The following is a 22,792-nucleotide window of genomic DNA, read 5'->3' as shown; positions in this document are numbered from 1 at the left end:
ACGACCGCCCTGGTGCCCGGCAGACCGACCCGGTGACCGTCGCAGGCGTCGACGACCGTCGTCACGCGCCGCCGAACCGCTCCGCACGCACCTCGGTGGTGTCGTGTCCGAGCTCGCCGAGCCAGCGCAGGACCTGCTCGACGAAGGGGGTGGACCCGCAGACGTACAGGCGCGCACCGGCCTCCGGCGGCAGGACCGCCGCAGCGAGGCGGTCGCGGGTCAGGCGGCCGGCCGGGGTCGCGGCGCCCTCGGGAGCGCGGCGGCTGTGCACGACCTCGAGGTCGAACGGAGCCCGGTCGGCCGTCGCCAGGGCCGCGTCGAGCTCCCGACGGAAGAAGACGTCCTCCGGGGTCCGGACGGCGTAGAGCAGGCGGAAGGGCGTGGGGTCCTCGGCCTCGGCGTGCGCGGTCACCATCGGCAGGAGCGGCACGATGCCCGATCCCCCCGCGATGAGCTGCACCGGACGGGTGTCGGTGTAGGGATGCCAGACGAACCAGCCGCCGAGCGGGCCGTGCACCTCGAGCGCGTCCCCGACCTCGACGGCGTCGACGAGGAACGGGGACACCTCGCCGTCCTCCACCCGGTCGACGGCGAGCGTGACGCGCGTGCCGTCGCCGGACGAGGCGATCGAGTACGAGCGGGTCGCCTGGTAGCCGTCCTCCGCGGTCAGCCGCAGGTCGAGGTGCTGCCCGGGGTCGTTGCCGGGCCACGTCGGCACGTCGAGCACGAGCCGACGGGCGTTCGGGGTCTCCGGGGCGAGCGCAGCGACCGTGGCGGGGTGCCAGGCCGGGCGGCGGAGCGGCCGGGCCGGCGCGGCGGACGCGGGGCGGGCCTCCGGGCCGGACCGGTCGGTGGTCGGCAGGGTCACCAGTACCGCTCTTCCTTCCACGGGTCGCCGTGCATGTTGTAGCCGGCGTTCTCCCAGAAGCCCGGCTCGTCCTCGGCGTGCATGACGATGCCGCGGACCCACTTCGCGCTCTTCCAGAAGTACAGGTGCGGCACGAGCAGCCGGGCCGGACCACCGTGCTCGGGGGTGAGGGGCTCGCCGTCGGCCTCGAAGGCGATCCACGCCTGGCCCTCGAGCAGCTCGTCGAGCGGCACGTTCGTCGTGTAGCCGCCGAAGCTGTGCACCATGCAGAAGTCGAGCGAGGTCTCGACCTCGGCGAACAGCTTGTCGAGCGGCACGCCGCGCCAGCCCATGCCGAGCTTCGTCCAGTGCGTCACGCAGTGGATGTCGACCGTGACGTCCTCGAGCCCGAGCGCACGGACCTCGTCCCACGTCCACGAGTGCAGGCCGGACTCGGTCTGGATCGAGAAGCTCCACTCGGACGGCTCGATCTCCGGGGTCGCCCCGGCGGAGAGCACCGGCCAGTCCTGCACGAGGGTCTGGCCCGGCGGGATCCGGCTGTCGTCGGCGTCGCGGCGGCGTCCGCCGAACCCGCGCGTGAAGGTGGCCATCGCGTCCTCGTTCCCTCGTCGTGGCAGGCGTCGTCCCGGCCCGCTCGTTCCGATCCTGCACCACGGCAGGGGTCTTGTCAGCCATCGCGCGGGACGGGTCCGGCGTCGGAGCGCGCGCGCCGCCCCGCCGTGGTCGGTACCGCTACGGGTGCTGCTGCACGCGGCCGTCGTGCTGCTCGCGCTCGTGCGCGAACACGACGTCCGGGGCGTCCACCGAGCGGTCCGTCACCGTGGTCGGCGCCTCGAGGTGCACGGCGCCGGACGGGACGATGCCCGCCCCGCCGAAGCGCTCCATGACCCGCCACTGGGCGACGACGTCCTCGCCCGCATGACCGTTCGGCAGCGATGCCCAGAACCCGAAGCCGCCGACGGTCTCCAGCGCGGCACGGTCGTACATGGCGCACGCGCCGATCCACGCCACGCGGTAGGGCAGCCAGCCGCCGGGCTCGACCTCGAGGTCGGCGGCGACGTGCGCCAGGTTCGCAGCGTTGTGCAGGGACCACCGGTCGAAGCCCGGGGAGCCGCGACGGACGACCTCGGGGACGACGGGGCCGTCCCACAGCTCGAACGGGGCGGTCTCGTGCGGCCGGCGGTCCTGCAGGTACGACAGGCCCTGGACGGCGCTGCCGACGAAGCCGGTGTCGAGCGACCGCAGCGCGTCGAGCATCCGGTGCAGCGACCCGTTCTCGAGCCACACGTCGTCGTCCAGGAAGAGCACGGCGTCGGCGGTGGCGTGGTCGAGCAGGAACTGCCGGTGCTCGGCCAGGCCGCGCCGTTCCGGGTGGGTGAGCAGCGTGACGGGACGGCCCTGCGCCTCCAGGACGCGCACCATGGCGGCGACCGCCGGCCGCAGGGCGACGTCGCCGGTCTCCGACTGGTCGCTGAGGACCAGGCGGAACGCGACCTCGGTCTGCGCAGCCAGGCCCGCCAGCGTCGCGGCGAGCTCGGCCGTCCGGCCGACGGTCGGGATGAGGACGTCGACGTCGACCGGGGCGTCCGCGACCACGGTCGACCCGGAGGCGCGGCCCCACTCGCCGGACCAGCGTGCGCCCGCGGTCATGCGTCCCCGGGCACGACGGCCGGGCCCGCGGGTGCGGTGCCGGCCGGGCCGGTGTCGGCGGGCGCGCGGCCGGTCGTGCCGGCGCCGGCGGCGGTCTCACGGATGCGTCGGACGACGGCGCTCGTGGAGTGCTCGGCGACGTAGTCGACCATGACGACCTCGCCGCCGTGGGCGCGGACGACCTCGGTCTCGCTGAGCATCTCGGGGGAGTAGTCCCCGCCCTTGACGTAGACGTCCGGCCGGATCCGCTCGATGAGGGGGATGGGGGTGTCCGTCGCGAACACCGTCACCAGGTCGACGCACGCCAGGGCAGCGAGGACGCCGGCCCGGTCCTCCGCGGTGTTGATCGGTCGCTCCGGGCCCTTGAGCCGGCGGACCGAGTCGTCGTCGTTCAACGCGACGACGAGCAGGTCACCCAGTTCGCTCGCCTGCCGCAGGTACGTCGTGTGGCCACGGTGCACCACGTCGAAGCAGCCGTTCGTGAACACGATGCGGCGTCCGGCGCGACGGGCCTCGTCGACCGCGTCGGCCAGCTCGTCGTGGTCGACCACGGTCTCGGCCGGCGCGGACACCGACGCCACGAGCGCGTCGGCGGTGCACACCGACGTGCCGGCCTCGCGCACCACGACGTCGGCTGCTGCCTGGGCGAACGAGACGGCCTCGCGGACCGGGGTGCCGACCGCCAGGGCGACCGAGGCCGCCGCGCAGAACGTGTCGCCGGCACCGGACGCCTGCTGCTCGGACGCCGGGGTGGCCCGGGTGCGGTGCACGTCGACCGCGGACGACGACGACTCGAGGAGCACGGTGCCGTTGCGGTCCAGGGTCACGACGGCGTTCCGGGCACCGGTGACGGCGAGGACCTCGTCACGTGCGGCGACGACGGTCGCGGCCCGGTCGGCGCCCTGCCCCAGGTCGCGGCCGAGCAACCCGGCCGTCTCGCCCGCGTTCGGGGTGACGAGGTCGGGGTGCAGTGCGCTCCATCGGCCGAGGTCGTGCGCGTCCACGACGACCGTCGTCGGTCGGTCACGTTCGAGGACGGGCACGATCGCGGTGGCGTCGACGCCGAGGTCGTAGTCGCACACCACGACGGTGTCGGCGCGCTCGGCGGTGTCGCCGGGCGCAGCGGCCCGCGCGTCGGCGGGGACGGTGCCGGCGACGGCCGCTGCCGTCGCCTCGGCGAGCAGGGCGGTGTCGTCGGCGCTCGGGGCGGCGGCGAGGTCGTCGACGCGCACGACGACGCGGTCACCGCCGACGATGCGGTCCTTGCACGTGGTCGTCGCGCCGGGCACGGCGACGAGCCAGCGGGTGTCGACGCCCGCCGCGTCGAGGCGGTCGCGGAGGACGCGACCGGTCTCGTCGTCGCCGACGAGCGCGACCATCCGGACGCGCGCACCCAGGGCCCGGGCGTTCACGGCGGTGTTGGCCGCGCCTCCCGGGACGGCGATCGTCTCGGTGACCCGCACGACGGGGGCGGGCGCCTCGCGCGAGACGCGCTCTGCAGCGCCGACCGTCCAGCGGTCGAGGATGACGTCGCCGACCACGACGACGACGGGCTGCCCGGCGGCGACCTCGTCGACGACCCGGCGGACGGAGCGGACGTCGGCGCTCATCGGACGTCCTGGGCCGTCGCGGTGTCGGTGTCGTGGCTCCCGGCGGTCGCGGGGTCGACCGTCGTCGCGCCGGCCGGGGCCGTGGTGGTCGTCCGGCGCGGGGCGGCCTCGAGGTGGACGACGGTGGTGGTCGTCATCTCGTCGAGCAGGTGCGGGCCGTACCCGAAGCCGGAGCCGGAGGCGCCGCGGGGCTCGGCGCTGCCACCCGGGGCCCCACCGAAGACGGCGTTGATCTTCACGGTGCCGACGGGGAGCTCCGCGGCGGCACGGAGCGCGGTCGCGGTGTCGCCGGTCAGGACGGTGGCGGCCAGGCCGTAGCGGTCCTCGGCGGCCAGGCGGAGCCCCTCCTCGAGGTCCTCGACGATGCGCAGCGGCGCGATCGGCCCGAACGTCTCCTCGGTGAGGACGAGCATGTCGTCCGTGCAGTCGGCCAGGACGGTCGCCGGGTAGAACGTGCCGGCGCCCTCGGGGACGCTGCCGCCGGTGAGCACTCGGGCACCCGACGCGACGGCCTGGTCGACGTGCTGCTGCACGGTCGCGCGGAGCCGCTCGTCGACGAGCGGTCCGAAGTCGGCGGCGGCCGAGGCGGTCTTCCGCTCGGCGGCACTGACCAGGGCCGCGGTGAACTCGTCGGCGATGTCGCGGTGCACGTACACCCGCTCGACGCTCGTGCAGATCTGGCCGGTGTTCGCGAAGGACCCGAGCGCGACCTGGTCGGCGGCCCACACCGGGTCCACGTCGGCGTCGACCACCGCGGCGTCGTTGCCGCCGTTCTCACGGATCACGTGGGCTCGGGTGCGCAGGGCGGCCTCGGCGAGGCGGTCGCCCGTGGCCGTGGAGCCGACGTGCGCGTACACGGCGATGCCGTCCTCGGCCAGGAGTTGCTCGCCCGTGGTCGCGTCGCCGTCGACGCCGACCAGCACGCCCTCGGGCAGCTCGGCGGCGAGCAGGCGGTTGAGCAGGGCGATCGTGCCGGGGCTGCGCTCACTGCCCTTGTGCACGACCGTGTTGCCGGCGACGATCGCCGCCCCGAGGATGCCGCAGGCGACCGCGACCGGGTCGTTCCAGGGGGTCAGTGCGAGCACGACGCCGCGGGGGTGCGGGACGGCGAAGTCGGCGGCGCCGTGGTTGCCTCGCAGCGCCTCGCCGCGGTGCAGCGGGCCGAGTTCGGCGTACTGGACGAGGGTGTTGATGCCCGCCTCGACACCGCCGAGCGCGTCGCCCGGGACCTTGCCCGTCTCGCGGGTGTTCATCGCCGCGAGGTCCTCGGCGTGGTCGCGCAGCCGCTCGGCCGCCGCACGGAGGATCGCGCCGCGCTCGCCCGGGGCGGTGCGGGCCCACCCGGTCGCTGCCGCCCGTGCACGCGCGACGGCGTCACGCACCTCGTCCGCCGTGCTGCGACGGGTCTCCGAGGCCACCGCACCGGTCACGGGGTCGAGCACCGTGATCGTGTCCGCGGACGACTCGTCCGACGACGGAGCGGAGGTGGTGGGGGCGTCGAGCGTCATGTGCGTCCTCTCGTGGTGGACCGGTCCCGTGGGGACCGGGCCTCCTACGCTGCACTGCTCCTGCTGTGTGTGCCCACGGATCGGTCCAGCGTGTCCACGGGACGCAGCTGCGGGCCGTCCCGGGCGTGGATCGGTAGGAACGAAGGGACGAGGACGGACTGTCCGACCACGTCGGAGACCAGGAGGACGACGGGCGTGGTGCAGATCGGACGTGGCGGCGAGCGGTTCGAGGGGGTCCGCGAGATCGCGGTGCTCCGCGGCGGAGGGCTCGGCGACCTGATGTTCGCGATGCCGGCGATCGAGGCCCTGGCCGCCGCCTACCCGGAGGCGCGGCTCACCCTGCTCGGCACGCCCATGGCCGCCGCACTGCTCGACGGACGCTCCGACGCGGTGCACGCCGTCGAGGAGCTCCCGGTGTCGCCGGGCGTCCGCGACGGTGGCGAGGGTGCCCCGGACGTGGACGACTTCTTCGCGCGGCTGCACGGGCGGTTCGACCTCGCGGTCCAGCTGCACGGTGGAGGCCGCAACTCGAACCCGTTCCTGCTGCGCCTCGGTGCCGCGCACTCGGTCGGCACCGCCACCGAGGACGCCACCACCACCGAGCGCTGGGTCCGCTACGTGTACTACCAGCACGAGGTCCTGCGGGCGCTCGAGGTCGTCGGACTCGCCGGCGCCGAACCCGTCACGCTCGACCCCCGCCTCACCGTCAGCGACGAGGAACGTGCCGCCGTCCGGGCCCGGCTCGGGGTCCGCGGGCGCCTCGTCGCCATGCACCCAGGTGCGACCGACCCCCGCCGTCGCTGGAGCCCGGAGCGCTTCGCCGCCGTCGCGATCGCGCGGCTCGAGGCCGGCGACGACGTCGTGCTCGTCGGCGACGACTCGGACCGGCCGGCCGCCACGAGCATCCGGGCGTCGGTCGCCGAGGCCGTCGGTCCCTCGGTCGCCGGACGCCTCCACGACCTCACCGGGACCCTGCCGCTGCGCGAACTGCCCGCCGTGCTCGGGGCCGCGGACGTCATGGTCGGCGACGACTCCGGCCCGCGCCACCTCGCCGTCGCCGTCGGCACGCCCACCGTCGGCGTGTTCTGGTTCGGCAACGTCATCAACGCGGGCCCGCTCGACCGAGGACGGCACCGGGTCCTGATGAGCTTCGTCACGCGCTGCCCGGTGTGCGGTGTCGACGTCACCCAGGTGGGATGGACGGCCGAGCGGTGCGAGCACGACCCGTCCTTCGTCGACGAGATCACGCCGGACCGGGTGCTCGCGGACGTCGAGGACCTGCTCGCGACCAACTGACGGGGGTGCCCGGGGTGGCCGGGCGGGCTGCGCCTCCTGGCTGGTGCGCGGCTGGCTGGTGCGCGGCTGGCTGGTGCGCGGCTGGCGGGCGCGCGGCTTCGGCGGGCGGCCGAGGTCGCAGGACATGCCACCCGCCACCCGTCGAGGTTGCACAACAGGCCGTCGCAAAGCGTCCGGGCCAGCGCTTCGTGCGCCCGCGCCGGCCGTACCCGCGCGCGTGTCGCTGCCCGCGTCCGCGGCCAGACTCCTCGGCGGGGGCTCAGCGCAGGCGGCCGATGCCGCAGGACACGCCGCGCGCATGCCGCCCAGTTCGCACGACCGGCCGGTGCCCGGCGTCTCGGCGAGCAGTTCGTGCGACCTCGCCGAGAAGGCACGGCGGTTCGTGCGACGTCGGCGGTGGCGGCCGGGCGCGTCGGCGGGTCGGGCCGGCGGCAGCGCAGCCGGTCGAGGTCGCACGACCTGCCGCAAGCTGGCCGCCGATGTCGCGCGTTCGGTCGTTGAGCGACGGACGGGTCGGCGGTTCGAGCGACCTCGGCGGGAGGGACCGGGCGAGTCTGCCGGACGGGCTTCGGCGGCGGGCCCAGCCGGTCGGGGTCGCAGGACCTGCCGCGCGTCGGCCGGCGAGGTCGCACGAAGGGCCGCCGAGTGGCGGGGCGGGCGGCGGTTCGTGCGACCTCGGCGGGGGCGGCCGGGCGCGTCCCGGCCGACCCGGCCCGTCCGGCCGACCCGACCCGTCCGGCCGACCCAACCCGTCCGGCCGGCGCAGCCCCCGGCCGCCGCAGCCCGCGGCCGGCGCAGCCCGCGGCCGGCGCAGCCGGCACCCGCCCACAGGGCGGACGGGAGGCCCGGTACCAGCTGGTACCGGGCCTCCCGTCCGTCAGGCGCGCGCGCCGGTCACGGCCAGCTGGGCTCAGTCGCCGGCATGATCGACAGCTCGCGGATCTCGCAGCCCGCGGGCTGCGAGAGCGCGAAGATGATCGAGTTCGCGACGTACTCCGGCTCGATGAGCTGCGCGTCCGGCCCCGGCTTGTACTGCTCGGTGCGGTCGGCGAAGAAGTTCGTGCGCATGCCCGCCGGGATCACGTTCGTGACGCCGATGCGGCCGGCGGTCTCGGCGGCGAGGGCCTGCGAGAACCCGCGGACGCCGAACTTCGACGCGGAGTACGCGGTGCCGTGGCCGACGCCGCGCAGGGCGAGGGACGATGAGATGGTGACGACGCGGCCGTGGGTTGCCTCGAGCGCGGGCAGGGCAGCACGGAGGGTCGACGCGGTCCCGATCAGGTTGACGCCGACGATCTTCTCCCAGTCGCCGGACGAGATCGCGTCGATGGGTGCCGGGGTGTCGATGCCCGCGGCGGTCACGACGGCGTCCAGGCCCCCGTGGCGCTCGACGGCCTCGCGGACCGCCTGCTCGACGGCGTCGGTGTCCGAGACGTCCACGGCGACGGCGTCGACGCCCTCGGGGACCGCGTCGATGCGCAGGTCGAGGACGATCGGGGTGCCGCCGGCCTCGGTGACGGCTGCGACGACGGCAGCGCCGAGTCCGGAGGCGCCGCCGGTGACGAGGACGCGGCCGATGGGAGTGGTGGGGACGGGCATGGATGTCCTTCGTGTCGTGGTGCTGTGGTCGTGAGGAGGAGTGCTGGGGCTCAGCCGACGCGTTCGATCGCCGCGGCCAGGCGGGTGGTCGATCGTCCCGGGTGGAAGGGGACGGTGACGACGCGTCCGCCCCACTCGGCGAGCGTGACCGACTCGGGGAGCTCGTCGGCGGTGTAGTCGCCGCCCTTCGCCCAGACGTCGGGCTTGAAGCGGCGGAGGGCCTCGTCGGGCGTGGACTCGTCGAACACCACGACGGCATCGACGCAGTCCAGCGCGAGCAGGAGTTCGACCCGGTCGTCCTGGCCCATGATCGGCCGGTCGGGGCCCTTGAGCCCACGGACGGAGTCGTCGGAGTTGAGGCAGACGACCAGGCAGTCGCCGAGGGCCCGGGCCGCCGAGAGCGTCCGGGCGTGTCCGGCGTGCAGGAGGTCGAAGCAGCCACCGGTCGCGACGACGACCCCGCCGGCGGCGCGGACGTCGTGGGCGATGCGGAGGGCGTCACGGGCGGTCCCGGGCACCGCGATGGGGGCCGGGGGAGCGCCCGCGACGAGCGAGGCCACCCCGCCGGCGGCGAGGTACGCGGAGGCGTCTGCCACCCCGGCGGTGACGGCGTCGGCGATCTCCGCACCTGACGCGAGGGCGACGGCCACGCCGGCGGCCAGGCGGTCGCCCGCGCCGCAGGGGTCCCCGGCGGTGACGGACGGCGCGGGGACGAAGCGGGAGTCGAGACCACGGTCGGTGCGTCGACCGACGAGTGCGCCGCGGTCGCCCATCGTGACGGCGACGGCGTGTGCCTCCCACCGGGTGACGAGTTCCGCGGCGGCGTCGGTGGCGAAGGCGACACCCGTGCCGCCGAGCCCGGTGAAGCGCTGCGCCTCGCTGGCGTTCGGCGTGACGACGGTCACACCGGCGACGGGGGCCTCGCCCTTCGGGTGCGGGTCCCACACGACCGGCGTGTGCGCGGCGACGGCGGTGAGTGCGGCGCGCATCTCCTCGGCCGCGGTCAGCCCGCGGCCGTAGTCGGCGACGATGACGGCGTCGGCCTCGTCGAGCGCGGTGCGCATGGCCTCGGTCACGGCGGGGACCGGCGGGGTGTCGCAGCCCTCGTCGATGCGGACCAGGGCGTGGTCGCCGACCCGGACGCGGGTCTTCACCGGGGTCGGGGCGCCGGAGGGGCCCTCGACGATGGTGACGCCGGGCAGGAGCGATCGGAGTCGGTCGGCCGGGGCGTCGTCACCGAGCACCGTGACGAGCCGGACGTCGTGTCCGTCCTTCGCGAGCATCGTGGCGACCAGTCCGGCGCCACCGGCCCGTCTGTCCTCGGAGCGGACGTCGAGCACGGGCACCGGGGCATCCGGGCTGAGCCGCTCGCTCGTGCCGCTGACGTCGACGTCGAGCAGGGTGTCGCCGACGACGACGATGCGGAGCTGGCGGTCGGTCATCGGGTGCCTCCTCGGCGGAGCACCGGCTCCATGGCGCGGCACAGGGCGTGCACGAGGACGAGCTGCGCCTCCTGCACGTTGGCGGACGGGCCGTCGATCGCGATGACGTCGTCGACGGCGCTCGCGAGCGGGTTCGGGAGCGCACCGGTCATCGCGATGGAGCGCGCACCGGCGTCCCGCGCAGCGGCCGCGGCGGCGAGGAGGTTCGGGCTCTTGCCGCTCGTGCTCAGCAGGACGACGACGTCACCGGCACGGGCGTGCGCGCGGATCTGCCGGGCGAACACCTGCTCGAAGCCGTAGTCGTTGCCGATGGCGGTGACCGCTGACGTCTCGGCGTGCAGCGAGATCGCGGAGTACGCGGGTCGGTCGCCGTCGAACCGGCCGGTGAGCTCCGAGGTGAGGTGCTGGGCCTCCGCGGCGGACCCGCCGTTGCCGGCTGCGAGCAGGCGGCGACCGGCGACCAGGCGTGCGGCGATGTCGTCGGCCCACGCGGCGATGTGGTCGCCGTGGTCGACGAGCGACGCGATGACGGGCACCGACGCGGCGATGTGGTCGAGCACGACGCGCGTGCTCGTGGCCGCGCTCACGTCGGAGCCGTCGACGGGGGTGGACTCGGTCGTGCCGATCCCGGTCTGCTCGATGGTCATCGGGCGTTCCTCTCGGTGATGGGGAGCGTGGCGTCGGCCATCGCGCCCTCGGCGGGTCGGACGGTGTCCGTGGTGCGGGCGCCCGACGCGGTGGTGGCGACGGGCGCGGTCGTGGTGCGGCCCGGCGCGGGGCGGGGGGTGTGGAAGCGGCCGCCGGCGACGAGTCGCTCGTAGACGCGCTCGGTGTCCGTCGCGACCTTGCGCCAGGTGTACCGCGACTCGGCGCGGCGACGACCGGCGGCGCCGTACGCGGCACGACGCTCCGGGTCGTCGAGGAGCGCACCGAGGGCGACCGCCAGGCCGTCCTCGTCGCGCGGTTCGACGTGCAGGCCGGTCGCGTCCTCGACGACGGTGTCGATGAGGCCGCCGACGCGGGACGCCACGACGGGGACGCCGCACGCCATCGCCTCGAGCGGGACGATCCCGAACGGCTCGTACCAGGGGGCGCAGACGACCACGTCCGCGCTGCGGTACACCTCGCCCATCTGCTCCTGCGCGAGCTGCCCGCGGAAGGACACGTGGTCGCGGATGCCGAGCTCCCGGGCCAGTGCGTCCAGCCGCTGGTACTCGGGGTCGTCGGGCAGGTCCGCGCCCGCGGTGCCCGCGCCGCCGACGACGACGAGTTCGACGTCGCGGCCGGCCTGCACGAGCTGCGCCACGGCGGCGATGGTCGTGCCGACGCCCTTGCGTTGCACGAGTCGGGAGGCGGTGAGGACGCGGAAGGTGCGGCCGCGTTCCTCGACGGCGCCGTCCGGTCGGAACAGCTCGACGTCGACACCGCACGGGACGACGGAGATGGACCGGAGCGGCACGCCGAGGCTCTTCAGTTCGAACGCCTCGTCGGAGCAGGTGGCGACGACCTGGTCGGCACCGCGGCCGACGGCGGGTTCGAGCCACTCGCGCTCGGCCGGGCTCGTGTCGGCGGACCCCTGGTGGCGACGCTTCACGACGCCGAGGGCGTGGAAGGTCTGCACGACGGGGATGCGCGGGCCGCCGATGCGCGCCTGCACCTGGCCGACGGCGTCGATGGTCGCGTGCCCGGACATCCAGAAGTGGCCGTGCACCACGTCGGGCCGGTCGGTGATCCACTCGGACGCCAGCACCTGCGCGAACGTGCCCATGTAGGGGAGCAGGTCGTCCTTCGGGACGTGCTCGGCCGGTCCGGCGTCGACGTGCACGACGTCGACACCCTGCCGGAGCGGGACCCGCGTCGGCAGGGTGGCGTCGTCCCGGCGGGTGTAGACGGTGACGGTGTGGCCGCGGTCGGCCAGCGCCGCGGAGAGGGCCGCGACGTGGACGTTCTGTCCACCGGCGTCGACCCCGCCGAGCGTCGCGAGCGGGCTCGCGTGCTCGGAGACCATGGCGATCTGCATCAGCTGCTCCTCCCACCGTCCGTCGACGCGGCAGCGCCGACGGTCTCCGCCGTCCGCTCGGGACGCGGTGCGCGCCGGGCGGCGCGGTGCCTCGTCAGCACGTCGTCCAGCAGCTCGTCCCAGTCCGCGGTGAACCGCGACAGCGCGTGCCGCGCCAGGACGGCCTCGCGGGCCACGAGACCGCGACGGCGGGCTTCGTCCGGGTCCTCGAGCAGCGTCCGGGAGGCGCGCACCAGCTCCTCGACGTCGGTCCCGATCGCGCCGGCCTCGGCGGGCACGGTGCGCGAGGCGTCGGTCGTGGCGAGCACGAGGACGGGCATCGCCATGTGCATCGACTCGATGAGCGAGAGCCCGAGGGAGGTCCAGCGGTTGGCGTGCACGTAGGCGCGGCGCCGGGCGAGCGCGGCGTGCATGGGGTCCGGCTTGACGTCACCCATGCCGACGAGCAGGTCGCCGTGGCCGAGCTCGGGGAGCTTCTCGGTGCCCATCCCGAAGACGTCCACGGGGGCGACGGCGCCGAAGCGGGGGAGCAGGTCGGTGCCGACGACGCGGTTGCGGCGCACGGGCTCGTTGATGACGGCACCGAACCGCTCGAGCTCGCCGGAGTACAGCGGGCCCGGGTCGACGACGCCGTGCTCGACGACGGTGGTGCGCGTGGAACCGCAGTCCCACATCAGGGCGTTCCAGTGCGTGACGTGCGCGATCGTCACGTCGTCGCGGTCGCGGAACGGGTGCTGGCTGTCCGGCACGTCGACCCGCGGGGCGTTGTGCTCGACGAAGACGACCGGGACGTCGCGGCCACCGAGCAGCCGTCGGGCGACCTCGAGCTCCTCGGGGCGCTGCAGGACGACGAGGTCGACGTCCGCGTCGACGACGTCCTCGGGTGCGATCTCGACGGCGTTCGTGCCCCAGGCCCGACCGCCACGGCCGAGCCCCCAACCGTCACGCTCCGGGGTGGTCGGGATGAGGTACTCGTGCGGGCCGCGGACGAAGGCGTCCATCCAGCCGCCGTGCACGTGCCACACGAGGATCCGCATGCACTGCCTTTCGGTCGCTGTCGATCGGGAGGAGGAGAAGGAGAAGGAGGAGCAGTGCCGCACGCTACGCACGGCTGTCTGGTCCTGCTCGCAGGGAGGCGTCGATCGTCCGGAGAGCGCAGCCGACGAGCCGTTCGTGGGCCGCCAGGACGTCCTCGACGCGGACGCCGGCCAGGCACGGGTGTCCCGGGACCGGGCAGTCGCGGGCCCGGCTGAGGCGGCACGGGGCCTGCTGGTCGCCGAGGAGTTCGACGTGCTCGGCGTACGGAGCCCACTTCACGGCGGGCACGACGGGTGAGAACAGGCTGACGATCCGGGCACCGACCGCGGCGGCGAGGTGCGCCGGCCCGGTGTTGCCGACGACGACCACCTCGGCCCCGGCGAGCACCGCCGCGAGCTCGGCCGGTGAGGTGCGCCCGCCGAGGTCGATGCCGGTCGTCCCGGCGACGTCCGCGGTGAGGCCGCGCTCACCGGGGGAGCCGGTGACGACGACCGGGACGCCGAGGCGGTGGTACTCGGCCACGAGCGCACGGTGGGAGGACGGCGGCCAGGAGCGGGCCTCCACACTGGCACCGGGGTGCACGACGACGTACCGGTCGAGCGCGGCGACCTCCGCGGGCACGGCGACGTCGTCGTCGACGGCCACGTGGAGGAGTCCGTCGTCGTCCGACGGCAGCGGGAAGCCGGCGGCGGCGGCGATCCGCAGCGCCCGCTCGGGTTCGGGGACGTCCTCGGGCAGGTCCTCCCCGGGGCGCAGGCGCACGTCGAGCAGCGAGCCAGGGTGGTCGACCGACGCGCCGGAGACCTTCGGGACGCCGGCCAGGCGCAGGAGCATCGCGAGCGGCAGGGGCGACTGGTGGAAGGAGGTCAGCACGACCGCCTCGTCCGGGCGTTCCTCGGCGACGAGCGCGCGGAACTCGGCGAGGACGGCGTCGTCGAGCGGCCGGACGGTCTCGGTGACCCACGGTGCCGCCCAGACCCGCAGCGAGTCGACGCCGGGCAGCAGCGCTCCGGCCGGGGCGCCCTGGGGACCGCAGAGCAGGGTCACGTGGTCGGCTCCGGCGGCCACCGCGCGGACGGCGGGACCGGTGACCAGGACGTCACCGAACGAGTCGAGGCGGGCGACGAGCACGCGGCGACCGTGCCCGGTGGAGCCCCCGGTGACGGCCGTCCCGACCGCGCCGACGCTCACGCCGACACCGGCGCCGCGTGGGCACGGACCAGGGCGACGGCCTCCTCGATCGTCGCTGCGACGGTGGTGGCCGCGGCGACCTCGGCCGGCAGCGTGCGCGCGGTCGGGACGAGGATGCCCTGCCCACCCGCGGCCTCGGCGGCGCCGACGTCGGCACCGATGTCCCCGACGACGACGAGGTCGGCGGGGTCGAGCCCGAGCCGCTCGGCAGCGCGGAGCACCATGCCGGGCCGGGGCTTCCGGCACGCGCAATCGTCGTCGCGGTCGTGCGGGCACAGCTCCCACACGTCGAACGGCCCGACGAGCTCGTCCACCCGCGCGTTCGTCGCGTCCACCTGTTCGCGGGAGGCCATGCCCTTGGCGATGACGGACTGGTTCGTCACGACGCCCACGGCCAGACCGGCGGCGCGGGCCGCGGCGACCGCGCGGGCGGCTCCGGGCACCGGCACGACGCGGGCCGGGTCGGCGTTGTACGGGACGTCGACCACCAGGGTGTCGTCGCGGTCGAAGAGCACGCCGCGGAGCGGTCGGTCGGAGAGGGCCACACCCCTCTCTACCGGGCCGGAGGGGGACCCGCCCAACCGGACGGCGTCCGGTGGCGCGCTGTGGACAGCCGCCACGGCGTGCCGCTGCCGGGACGCCCGCGCCCGACGCGGTGTGCGGACGGCACGGTCGGCGCCCGGTAGCGTCGGGCCTCGTGACCGCCGTACCCACCCTGCCCCCGTCCGACGGCCGCCCGGAGCTCGTCGTGCTCCGGGCGATCAAGCTCGGCGACCTGCTCGTCGCCGTGCCCGCGCTGCACGCCCTCCGCCGGGCCTTCCCGGGCCACCGGATCTCCCTCGCGACGACGGCGTGGCTCGCCCCCGTCGTCGAGCTGGTGACCGACGTCGACGTGCACCTCGCGCAGCACGGCCTCGACCACCCGATCGCGGTGCCGGCCGGGGTCGTCGACGTCGCAGTCAACCTGCACGGTGCCGGACCGGAGTCCGGTCAGCTCATCGACGCCCTGCAGGCGCGTCGGGTGATCGGCCACGGTGCCCCGGACGGACCCGAGTGGCAGCACGACGTCCACGAACGCGAGCGCTGGGCGGGCCTGATGACCGCACACGGCATGCCCGCCGACCCGGACGACGTCTCGATCGCCGTCCCGGCCGTGCCCCCGGTCGTCGCGGGCGCCGCCGTCGTGCACGTCGGTGCCTTCCACGGCGCGCGGCACTGGCCGGTCGACCGCTTCGCCGAGGTGGTGCGCGGGCTCGTCGCGCGCGGTCACCACGTGGTGCTGACGGGAGGCGCGGACGACGTCGAGCGGGCGCTGGCCGTCGCCGCGTCGGCCGGCCTCGACGACGCAGCCGTCCTGGCCGGACGCCTGGACCTGCAGCCGTTCGCCGCCGTCGTCGCAGCCGCGAGCCTCCTGGTCACCGTCGACACGGGTGCTGCGCACCTCGCCTCGGCCTACGGCATCCCGTCCGTCGTGCTCTTCGGCCCGGCCCCGCCCGAGGCCTGGGGCCCGCCGGCGTCCGGCCCGCACGTGGTGCTCACCGACGCCTCGGTACGCCGCGGTGACGTGTTCGCGGAGGACCCGGACCCAGCCATCCTCGCCGTGTCCGCCGTCGACGTCCTCACCGCGGTGGACGGACTGGGCGTGACGCCGACCGGCACCGCACCCAGCGCCGATCGGTAGCGTCGATCCGACGGCACGGACGGTCCGGTCGTCGGAGGGAGCCGCCGTGTTCGAAGCAGCCAACATCCGGGACTGGATCGGCCTGCCGGTCGTCGACGACCAGGAGGACAAGATCGGCACCCTCGAGAGCATCTACTACGACACCGCGACGCAGGACCCGGCGTTCGGGTCCGTCACGACCGGTGTGGTCGGCAAGAAGCTCGTCTTCGTGCCGCTCGTCGGCGCGACCGTCGCCCCGAAGCACCTGCGGGTCGCGTTCGACAAGAAGACCGTGAAGGACGCGCCCTCGATCGCGACGGACGGCGAGCTCGACGCCGCGACCGAGCCGGAGCTCTTCCAGCACTACGGCATCGCGTACCAGGCGGGCGTCAACGGCGAGCGTCGTCTCGGCCGTCGCTGACCCGTCCGCGGGGTCGAGTCGGACCGGCTAGCCTGGTCCGCTCGACCCCGAACCAGGGGGCGCCCGCCCGACCCGACCACCCGGAGCCCATCCTGCGCCGCTCGACGTCCTCCCGCGTGTCCACCGCGCTCGTGGCGTCCGTGCTGCTCGTCGGCGGGGTCCTGGCCGGCGGTCCGGTCGGCACGCCGGGTGCTCCCGAGGCCGCGGTCGCCGCCCCGCAGTGGCCGGTCCCGCAGCCGTTCCCCGTTCCGGACGACCCGTCCGAGACGCTCGCGGACCTGCCGCCCGGCAGCGAGTACGTCGCGCTCGGCGACTCGTACTCCGCCGGCTACGGTCTCCGCCACCCGACCGGACTGCCCGTCGCCGCGTGCGCCCAGTCCGGTGAGGACTTCCCGCACCGCGTCGCCGCGCGCTTCGGCCTGGACCTGACCGACGTCACGTGCGCCGGGGCGACGAGCGAGGACGTCCGCGACCGCACGCAGTTCCGCGGTGCACCGCCGCAGGTCGAGGCGCTGTCCCGGTCGACCCGGCTCGTCACGCTGACGATCGGCGGCAACGACGCCGACCTCTTCGGCACCGCCGCCTCGTGCCTGGCGCTGTCGGCCTCCGGTCCGGTCTTCTCGGGCCGGAACGCGCCGTCGTGCCGCAGCACCTTGGTCCGGGACGGCCTGGACACCCTCGACGCGAAGATCCAGGGACGCGTGGCGCTCGGGATCGCGGAGACCCTGGCGGACGTCCGCCGGGCGGCCCCGAACGCCGAGGTCGTCCTGCTCGGCTACCCGGCGATCTTCCCGGACGCCGAGCACACGCCGGCGACGGGCTGCTTCCGTGCCGCGGTCGACCTCGGCACCCTGGCCGGGCAGTTCCCGGGCGACACCTACCCGTTCACCGACACCGACGTCCGCTGGCTGCACGGCGTCCAGGAGCAGCTCGACCAGGTCGGGCGGGACGCGGCACGGGCTGCCGGGGTCACCTTCGTCGACGTCTTCGCCGACACCCAGGCGCACTCGGCCTGCGCGCGGCGGGATGCCTACGTCGAGGGCATCTCGCTCGACTCGCTCGGCGGCTTCAGTCAGATCGACCTGCAGCCCGGTGCCCTGCACCCGAACCACACCGGTGTCCGCTACCTGACCGACCGGACGTCGGACGTCCTCCGGCGCGCGTTCGACTGACGCCGCCCCGTCGGGACGGCAGCCGGGGGAGCCGGCCCGGGCTCCGGTCGTCCGCCGACACCCGCGGGTAGTCTCCGAGCGTGCCCCCTCGCGCCGTCGGACTCCTGCTGCACCGCGGGGACGGGCCTGCGCTCGAGGTGTTCATCGCACACATGGGTGGCCCGTTCTGGCGCCGCCGCCCCCGAGCCTGGAGCATCCCGAAGGGGGAGCCGGCAGCCGGGGAGGACGACCTCGCCACGGCGCTCCGCGAGTTCCGCGAGGAGATCGGCGCCGATCCGCCGGCCGGCACCCCCGACCTGCTCGGCACGTTCCGGCAGGCGTCGGGCAAGGTCGTGACCGTCTTCGCCCTGCACGCCCCGGACCCGGCGATCGGTTTCGTGCGGAGCAACACCGTGTCGGTCGAGCTGCCGCGCGGATCCGGACGGTTCGTCGAGGTGCCCGAGGTGGACGACGCCCGCTGGACGCCGGTCGCCGAGGCCCGTGCGCTCGTCGTCGCCGGGCAGGTGGCCGCGCTCGACGCCCTCGTCACCCGGCACTGAACCCCGCCGCGACCGGCGGTCCTCAGTGCTCCTGCGAGGTCCGGATCGATCCCGTCGCCGCGCGGTGCACCGTCGCGACCGAGCCGGTGATCGTCTGGATCGCCCGGCTGACGGTCGGGATCGAGCTCGTGACGACGGCGAGCGACGAGGTGAGGACCTCGACGGACGACGTGCTGAGGTGCTGTTGGGCCGCGCTGTGCACCGGGAAGCCGCGGCGGGCGAGGACGACGACGGACAACCCGCCGACGAGCACGACCGCGCCGGCGAACGGCAGCGACTGCAGGCCGGCGAGCCCGAGGACCTGCCCGCCGAGCGCCGCACCACCGGCGATGCCGATGTTCGAGGCGCCGTTCACCAACGCGCCGGCGATCTCCGGGCTCACGCCGCCGGTGCGGATCGCTGCGGCCATGAAGAGCGTGCCGGTCGTGCCGTTCGCCGCCATCCAGACGCCCGCGACGACCATCGTGCCGACGAGCGACCCGTGGGCGAACGGCAGCGCGACGAAGGCCACGGCCATGGCGGCGATCGCGGCGACGAGGGTCTGCCGGGGTGCGCGGTCGACGAACAAGCCCGCGAGCCAGAGCCCGATCACGCCCGTACCGCCGAGGACGAGCAGCGCGCCCGAGACCATGCCGACGTCGAGCCCGGCGTCGACGACGTACGGGCCGATGTAGGTGTAGACGACGTAGTGCCCGGCGAACAGCAGCAGGTCGGCGACGACGACGGACAGCAGACCGGTGCGCGCCCAGGCCCGCGGCGACCCGATGTGCGGCGACGCGGCACCGCGGACGGACGGCAGGAACACGGCGGCGACCACGGCGAGGACGGCCGCGCACGCAGCGACGGCGCCGACGGCCGGACGCCAGCCGAGCGACTGGCCCACCCCGGTGGCCAGGGGCACGCCGATCACGAACCCGAGGGAGCTGCCGGAGTAGACGAAGGCGATCGCCCGTCCGGCCAGCCGCGGCGGCACGATCCGCGTGGCGTACGCCGAGGCGACGGAGAAGAAGAGGGCGTGCGCGATGCCGCCGACCACCCGACCCGCGCAGACGACGGCGAAGGACGGTGCGAGGGCGACGAGCGCGTTGGACAGCGTGTACCCGACGAGGGTCGCGACGAGCACGGTCTTGCGCGGCAGCTTCGCGGTCAGTGACGTCAACGGCAGCGCGAGCAGGGCGACGGCCGCGGCGTAGACGGTGATGACGATGCCCATGGTCGACTCGGTGACGCCGAGGTCCTGGCTCATGGTGCCGAGCAGGCCCACGGGCATGAGCTCGGTCGTGATGGCGAAGAACGTGGCGAGCCCGAGCACGGCGATGCCGACCACCGAGGACGTCGTCACGGTGATCGGCGTCGTGTACGGGTGGACGGTTCGGTTGCTGGTCGTCGACATGGCGGCTGACCTCCTCGAGGACGTGCGAGGAGCGCGCGCGGACGACTGGTCGACCGGGGGTGGAGCGCGCTCGGGTGGACGGGGTTGTGTGTGGAGATGTGGTTCTGGCCACTCCACGGCGAGTGCGCTCCGTCCAGTGTTGCACGGTGCAGCGTGATCCCGCGAGGGCCCCGGAGCATCTCTCCCCGGGCTCTCAGGAGCGCTCCAATCCGGACTCAGTACATCGAGGCGGGTGCAGCGCTCGTCACCGTGCCGCGCACCGCACCACCGACGAGCCGCACCCACAGCGTCCCGCTCAGCGAGGTCGCGGTCAGCGACACCGTCCCGTGCAGGGCGTCCTCCCGCGGGTAGCAGGCGCTCGAGCCCTCGATGCGGTCGGCCGAGGCCACCAGGCAGATCGACGAGCCGTCCCGCCCGACCCCGGCCCACACGTTCCAGGGCGTCGCCCCGGAGGCCCCCGAGAGCGACCGGTTCGTGAAGACCAGGCGCGTGGTCCGGAGGGCGACCGGCGCCTCGACCGAACCGGGCAGCTCGTCGGCGTACGTCTGCGGCATGTCGAGCATCTGCTCCAGCGTGACGGTCCCGACGGCCGGGGTCACGGCCGCCGTCGCGGCCTGGGTGCTGCGGGTGCCGACCGAGAGGCCGACTCCCACCCCGGCGACGAGCCCAACCACGACGGCCGCCGCGCCGAGTCCCCACAGCACGGTCCGGTCGGTCCGCCGCACACGCCGGCCCAGCCGCCGCACCCCGGCCAGGAGGCCCGGCTCGGCCCGGTCGTCGACGGCCCGGTCCGGCACGGGGTCACCGCCGTCAGCGGCGCGTCCCTCGTCCCGGTCGGCTCGGCCGTCGTCGGAGTCGGCTCGTGCGTGGTCGCGGCCCGCTCGTCCGTCGAGGGTGCTCCCGTCCGTCGCCGGCCCGGCGGCCACGGGCGGGAGCGCCGCCGGTGTCGCGGGAGCTGCGGTCCGGGTCGCAGCGGGCGACGGCGGGAGGACCCGGTCATCGGCCTCGGGAGGGACGACGCGCGGCGGCGCAGTCCGTGGCGCCGCGGGGGCGGCAGCGGGGGCGGGGGAGTCAACCCGGGAGTCTGGGCGTCGCCGGCCCGTCGTCGTCCCCGGAGCCTCGCGACCCCGCCGACCGTGCGGCGGGACCGGCGGGGCGGAGTCCCGGCGCGCCTCCCGGTCGAGGTCCGCGAGCGCGATGCGGGCGCGCGCCGCCTCCGCGGGCGTCGACCCGGCACCCCAGGCGATGCGTTCGAGACGCGTGCGTGCTGCCGCGTCGTCGTCGGTCCGGCTCATGCGCGCTCCTCGTCGTCACGCCTGCGCTCAGCCTGCCACCGGCGCGGTCCCGGCGCGCACCCAGAGCGCACGGAGTACGCCCGAGGGATGACCGATGCGCACCACGACCAGCCGACCAACCCCGCCGACGCCACCGGATCGACGCCGGCGGACGTCGACGAGGAGACCCTCGAACCGCTCAGCCACGACACGCAGTCCGGCGAGGCCGACTACGTCGCGACGAGCCCGGGCGGCAGCGGCACGGAGCGGCACGTTCCCCTCCCGGAGGAGGAGCAGGGTCGCGACGCCGAGTACGACCCGGTGGACCAGGGTCCGCAGCAGGAGGGCCAGGGCGGCTGACGGGCACCCCGCCGAGCGACCGCCCGCACCTCCGACCCGTCGCTCCTGCCACGGGTCCGCGCTAGCGGAGTACCCGCCGGAGGACCGCTCGCTCAGCGAGCGTCCAGAGCGCACTCGTGAGCAGGTAGAGCGCGGCGGCGAGGGGGGCGAGCGCCGCGAACACGACCGACACGAACGGGAGCCAGCGGGCCGCCCCGGTCATCGCCGCCGCGCCGGGCACGGTCGGGTCCGCCTCCGGCGCCGGGTTCCAGTGCAGCTGCGAGCGGCGCGTGCACTCGACGGCCACGGCGAGGACGACGAGCAGCGCGAGCACCAGCCACCCGTGCACCCACAGCGGTGACGTGACGACCGCGACGGCCGACTGCGCCAACGGGATGCCGGCGAGGGTGGCACGGAGCAGCGTGTTCACCGTCCCGTCGATGCTCGCGTGCGTGAAGAGGGTGTAGAGCAGCGAGACGACGGGCGCCTGCGCGAGCACGGGCAGGCAGCCGGCGAGTGGTGAGACGTGCTCGCTGGCGTACAGCTCCTGCAGCGAGCGCTGGAACCGCGCGGAGTCGCGGCCCGCTCGCCGTCGCAGTTCGGCGATCCGCGGTGCGAGCCGGCGGCGGTCCCGCTCGGCCCGGACCTGCAGCACGGCGAGCGGGACGAGGGCGACCCGCACCGCGAGTGTCAGGACGACGACTGCGAGGGCAGCGCCGGCGGGCCCCACGACGGGGGTGAGCAGGTCGGTGAGCGTGGTGACGACGGCGGCGCCGGCGTGCAGCACCGTGGCGAGCACGGGCAGGGTGGTGATGTCCATGAGGGGTCCTCCGGTCGGTGGGGTCGGTCGCGTCCGCGGGCCGACACCGTCCGGTGTCAGACCGCCGGGACGACCCCCGGAGCCCGCGGTCGGGCGTGACCGGGCGCGTCCGGGTCGCTCCACGCGATCCGGGTGACCAGGTCGGGCGACGCCGTGGTCGTCCCGGCGCGAGGCACCCGGGCGGCGCCGGTCAGCAGAGCGACCAGCCGGAGGACGACGAGGGCCGCGGCGAGCGCCGCGGAACCGGCGACCGTGACGCCGAGCACGCCGATCCCGAGTGCGGCGATCGTGAGGCCGGGCAGGCCGCCGATCGCGCCGGGGTCGAGGGCGTGCAGCGCGGCGACGACGCGGAGCAGCACCTCGATGACGGTCATGGTGTGGCTCAGCGTAGCCCCCGCGAGCCTCCGCGGATCGAGGGGTGCGGCGGGGCAGGATCGGCGCATGAGCGCAGCTTCCCCGAGCACCCCGGCGACGGTCGCGCTGGAGCGGGCCGGCGTGCCCTTCACCCCGCACGTGTACGAGCACCACGACAGCGTGACGTCCTTCGGCGAGGAGGCCGCGGCGGCGCTCGGCCTGCGGGAGGACCAGGTGTTCAAGACCCTCGTCGTGTCGGTGGACGGCGACCTGGCCGTCGCGGTCGTCCCGGTCGCGGACCGTCTCGACCTCAAGGCGATCGCGGCTGCGGTGGGCGGCAAGAAGGCGTCCCTCGCGGACCCGGCCCTGGCCGAGCGTCGGACCGGGTACGTCGTCGGCGGGATCAGCCCGGTCGGTCAACGGACGCAGTTGCGGACCGTGCTCGACGCGTCGGCGTCCGACCACCCGACGATCTTCGTCTCCGGCGGTCGTCGTGGGTTCGACATCGAGCTCGCGCCGGCGGACCTCGTGCGGGTGACCGGCGCGAGCACGGCGGCCATCGCCCGGACCTGAGTCGACCCGCCGCAACTTTTCTTCC

At 75.2% G+C, this 22,792-nt stretch carries 23 protein-coding genes; 7 read left to right on the top strand and 16 right to left on the bottom strand.

Translation table 11 applies throughout. The annotated features are described in order from the left end of the window. Positions 1 to 61: 61 nt before the first annotated feature. From KM842_RS05460 to KM842_RS05440, 5 genes are all read right to left on the bottom strand, one after another. Positions 62 to 868 carry an FAD-binding oxidoreductase gene (locus tag KM842_RS05460; protein ID WP_216261468.1) on the bottom strand — a complete coding sequence of 269 codons (807 nt, stop codon included), beginning with the start codon at positions 866 to 868 and terminating at the stop codon, positions 62 to 64. After that, on the bottom strand, positions 865 to 1,458 hold the full coding sequence (locus KM842_RS05455) for a molybdopterin-dependent oxidoreductase (RefSeq protein ID WP_216261467.1): 594 nt from the start codon (positions 1,456 to 1,458) through the stop codon (positions 865 to 867). The genes KM842_RS05460 and KM842_RS05455 overlap by 4 nt, the downstream gene beginning before the upstream one ends. A gap of 142 nt (positions 1,459 to 1,600) precedes the next feature. Further along, a complete protein-coding gene (locus tag KM842_RS05450; RefSeq protein ID WP_216261466.1) occupies positions 1,601 to 2,518 on the bottom strand; it encodes a glycosyltransferase family 2 protein in 918 nt (305 codons plus the stop codon). Then, complete coding sequence (gene rfaE2 / locus KM842_RS05445; protein ID WP_216261465.1) at positions 2,515 to 4,128, bottom strand: D-glycero-beta-D-manno-heptose 1-phosphate adenylyltransferase; 1,614 nt, start codon at positions 4,126 to 4,128, stop codon at positions 2,515 to 2,517. The genes KM842_RS05450 and rfaE2 overlap by 4 nt, the downstream gene beginning before the upstream one ends. Beyond that, the gene (locus tag KM842_RS05440) at positions 4,125 to 5,636 is read right to left on the bottom strand and encodes an aldehyde dehydrogenase family protein (protein WP_216261464.1); all 1,512 of its coding nucleotides are present in this window, start codon (positions 5,634 to 5,636) and stop codon (positions 4,125 to 4,127) included. The genes rfaE2 and KM842_RS05440 overlap by 4 nt, the downstream gene beginning before the upstream one ends. A 195-nt stretch (positions 5,637 to 5,831) precedes the next feature. On the opposite strand from KM842_RS05440, the gene KM842_RS05435 reads away from it, so the two are divergent. After that, positions 5,832 to 6,932: a glycosyltransferase family 9 protein gene (locus tag KM842_RS05435; protein WP_253206263.1), complete on the top strand. Its 1,101-nt coding sequence runs from the start codon at positions 5,832 to 5,834 to the stop codon at positions 6,930 to 6,932. 894 nt (positions 6,933 to 7,826) lie between these two features. Here the strand turns inward: KM842_RS05435 and KM842_RS05430 are convergent. The 7 genes from KM842_RS05430 to KM842_RS05400 all read right to left on the bottom strand — a co-directional run bounded on the left by KM842_RS05430 (position 7,827) and on the right by KM842_RS05400 (position 14,767). Beyond that, entirely contained in the window at positions 7,827 to 8,531 is a 705-nt protein-coding gene (locus KM842_RS05430) for an SDR family oxidoreductase (protein WP_216261463.1), read from the bottom strand. A 50-nt stretch (positions 8,532 to 8,581) separates the two neighbouring features. Further along, complete coding sequence (locus KM842_RS05425; RefSeq protein ID WP_216261462.1) at positions 8,582 to 9,973, bottom strand: PfkB family carbohydrate kinase; 1,392 nt, start codon at positions 9,971 to 9,973, stop codon at positions 8,582 to 8,584. Further along, the gene (locus KM842_RS05420) at positions 9,970 to 10,620 is read right to left on the bottom strand and encodes a D-sedoheptulose-7-phosphate isomerase (protein WP_216261461.1); all 651 of its coding nucleotides are present in this window, start codon (positions 10,618 to 10,620) and stop codon (positions 9,970 to 9,972) included. The genes KM842_RS05425 and KM842_RS05420 overlap by 4 nt, the downstream gene beginning before the upstream one ends. After that, positions 10,617 to 11,993 (bottom strand): glycosyltransferase, encoded by a 1,377-nt coding sequence (locus KM842_RS05415; protein WP_216261460.1) that lies wholly within the window; start codon positions 11,991 to 11,993, stop codon positions 10,617 to 10,619. Before KM842_RS05415 ends, KM842_RS05420 begins: the two co-directional genes overlap by 4 nt. Continuing rightward, positions 11,993 to 13,030, bottom strand: a complete 1,038-nt coding sequence (locus KM842_RS05410; RefSeq protein WP_216261459.1) for a glycosyltransferase — start codon at positions 13,028 to 13,030, stop codon at positions 11,993 to 11,995. Before KM842_RS05410 ends, KM842_RS05415 begins: the two co-directional genes overlap by 1 nt. A 64-nt stretch (positions 13,031 to 13,094) precedes the next feature. Then, positions 13,095 to 14,222 carry a glycosyltransferase family 9 protein gene (locus KM842_RS05405; RefSeq protein WP_216261458.1) on the bottom strand — a complete coding sequence of 376 codons (1,128 nt, stop codon included), beginning with the start codon at positions 14,220 to 14,222 and terminating at the stop codon, positions 13,095 to 13,097. Beyond that, positions 14,219 to 14,767: an HAD-IIIA family hydrolase gene (locus tag KM842_RS05400; protein ID WP_216261457.1), complete on the bottom strand. Its 549-nt coding sequence runs from the start codon at positions 14,765 to 14,767 to the stop codon at positions 14,219 to 14,221. Before KM842_RS05400 ends, KM842_RS05405 begins: the two co-directional genes overlap by 4 nt. Positions 14,768 to 14,919: 152 nt before the next feature. Between KM842_RS05400 and KM842_RS05395 the strand changes: the two genes are divergently transcribed. From KM842_RS05395 to KM842_RS05380, 4 genes are all read left to right on the top strand, one after another. Further along, a complete protein-coding gene (locus KM842_RS05395; RefSeq protein ID WP_216261456.1) occupies positions 14,920 to 15,903 on the top strand; it encodes a glycosyltransferase family 9 protein in 984 nt (327 codons plus the stop codon). Between the two features lie 46 nt (positions 15,904 to 15,949). Then, the gene (locus KM842_RS05390) at positions 15,950 to 16,303 is read left to right on the top strand and encodes a PRC-barrel domain-containing protein (RefSeq protein ID WP_216261455.1); all 354 of its coding nucleotides are present in this window, start codon (positions 15,950 to 15,952) and stop codon (positions 16,301 to 16,303) included. A 116-nt stretch (positions 16,304 to 16,419) separates the two neighbouring features. Then, complete coding sequence (locus KM842_RS05385; RefSeq protein WP_216261454.1) at positions 16,420 to 17,475, top strand: SGNH/GDSL hydrolase family protein; 1,056 nt, start codon at positions 16,420 to 16,422, stop codon at positions 17,473 to 17,475. An 80-nt stretch (positions 17,476 to 17,555) separates the two neighbouring features. Next, positions 17,556 to 18,014: an NUDIX hydrolase gene (locus KM842_RS05380; protein ID WP_216261453.1), complete on the top strand. Its 459-nt coding sequence runs from the start codon at positions 17,556 to 17,558 to the stop codon at positions 18,012 to 18,014. Positions 18,015 to 18,036: 22 nt separating this feature from the next. On the opposite strand, the gene KM842_RS05375 is transcribed toward KM842_RS05380, so the two are convergent. Both KM842_RS05375 and KM842_RS05370 read right to left on the bottom strand, forming a co-directional pair. After that, positions 18,037 to 19,407 carry an MFS transporter gene (locus tag KM842_RS05375; RefSeq protein WP_216261452.1) on the bottom strand — a complete coding sequence of 457 codons (1,371 nt, stop codon included), beginning with the start codon at positions 19,405 to 19,407 and terminating at the stop codon, positions 18,037 to 18,039. Between the two features lie 215 nt (positions 19,408 to 19,622). Then, entirely contained in the window at positions 19,623 to 20,333 is a 711-nt protein-coding gene (locus KM842_RS05370; protein WP_216261451.1) for a hypothetical protein, read from the bottom strand. A 456-nt stretch (positions 20,334 to 20,789) separates the two neighbouring features. Between KM842_RS05370 and KM842_RS05365 the strand changes: the two genes are divergently transcribed. Next, positions 20,790 to 21,041, top strand: coding sequence for a hypothetical protein (locus KM842_RS05365; protein ID WP_216261450.1), 252 nt, complete (start codon positions 20,790 to 20,792; stop codon positions 21,039 to 21,041). A gap of 61 nt (positions 21,042 to 21,102) precedes the next feature. Here the strand turns inward: KM842_RS05365 and KM842_RS05360 are convergent, their stop codons facing one another. Together KM842_RS05360 and KM842_RS05355 are read right to left on the bottom strand one after the other, a co-directional pair. Further along, a complete protein-coding gene (locus KM842_RS05360) occupies positions 21,103 to 21,840 on the bottom strand; it encodes a YidC/Oxa1 family membrane protein insertase (RefSeq protein ID WP_216261449.1) in 738 nt (245 codons plus the stop codon). A 56-nt stretch (positions 21,841 to 21,896) separates the two neighbouring features. Next, entirely contained in the window at positions 21,897 to 22,214 is a 318-nt protein-coding gene (locus KM842_RS05355; RefSeq protein ID WP_216261448.1) for a DUF6412 domain-containing protein, read from the bottom strand. Between the two features lie 67 nt (positions 22,215 to 22,281). Between KM842_RS05355 and ybaK the strand changes: the two genes are divergently transcribed. Beyond that, the gene (gene ybaK, locus KM842_RS05350) at positions 22,282 to 22,767 is read left to right on the top strand and encodes a Cys-tRNA(Pro) deacylase (protein WP_216261447.1); all 486 of its coding nucleotides are present in this window, start codon (positions 22,282 to 22,284) and stop codon (positions 22,765 to 22,767) included. Positions 22,768 to 22,792 lie beyond the last annotated feature (25 nt).

This window comes from Curtobacterium sp. L6-1 (assembly GCF_018885305.1).
Taxonomy (GTDB): Bacteria; Actinomycetota; Actinomycetes; order Actinomycetales; family Microbacteriaceae; genus Curtobacterium; species Curtobacterium aetherium.
This window is presented reverse-complemented; position numbering and strand designations above follow the sequence as displayed.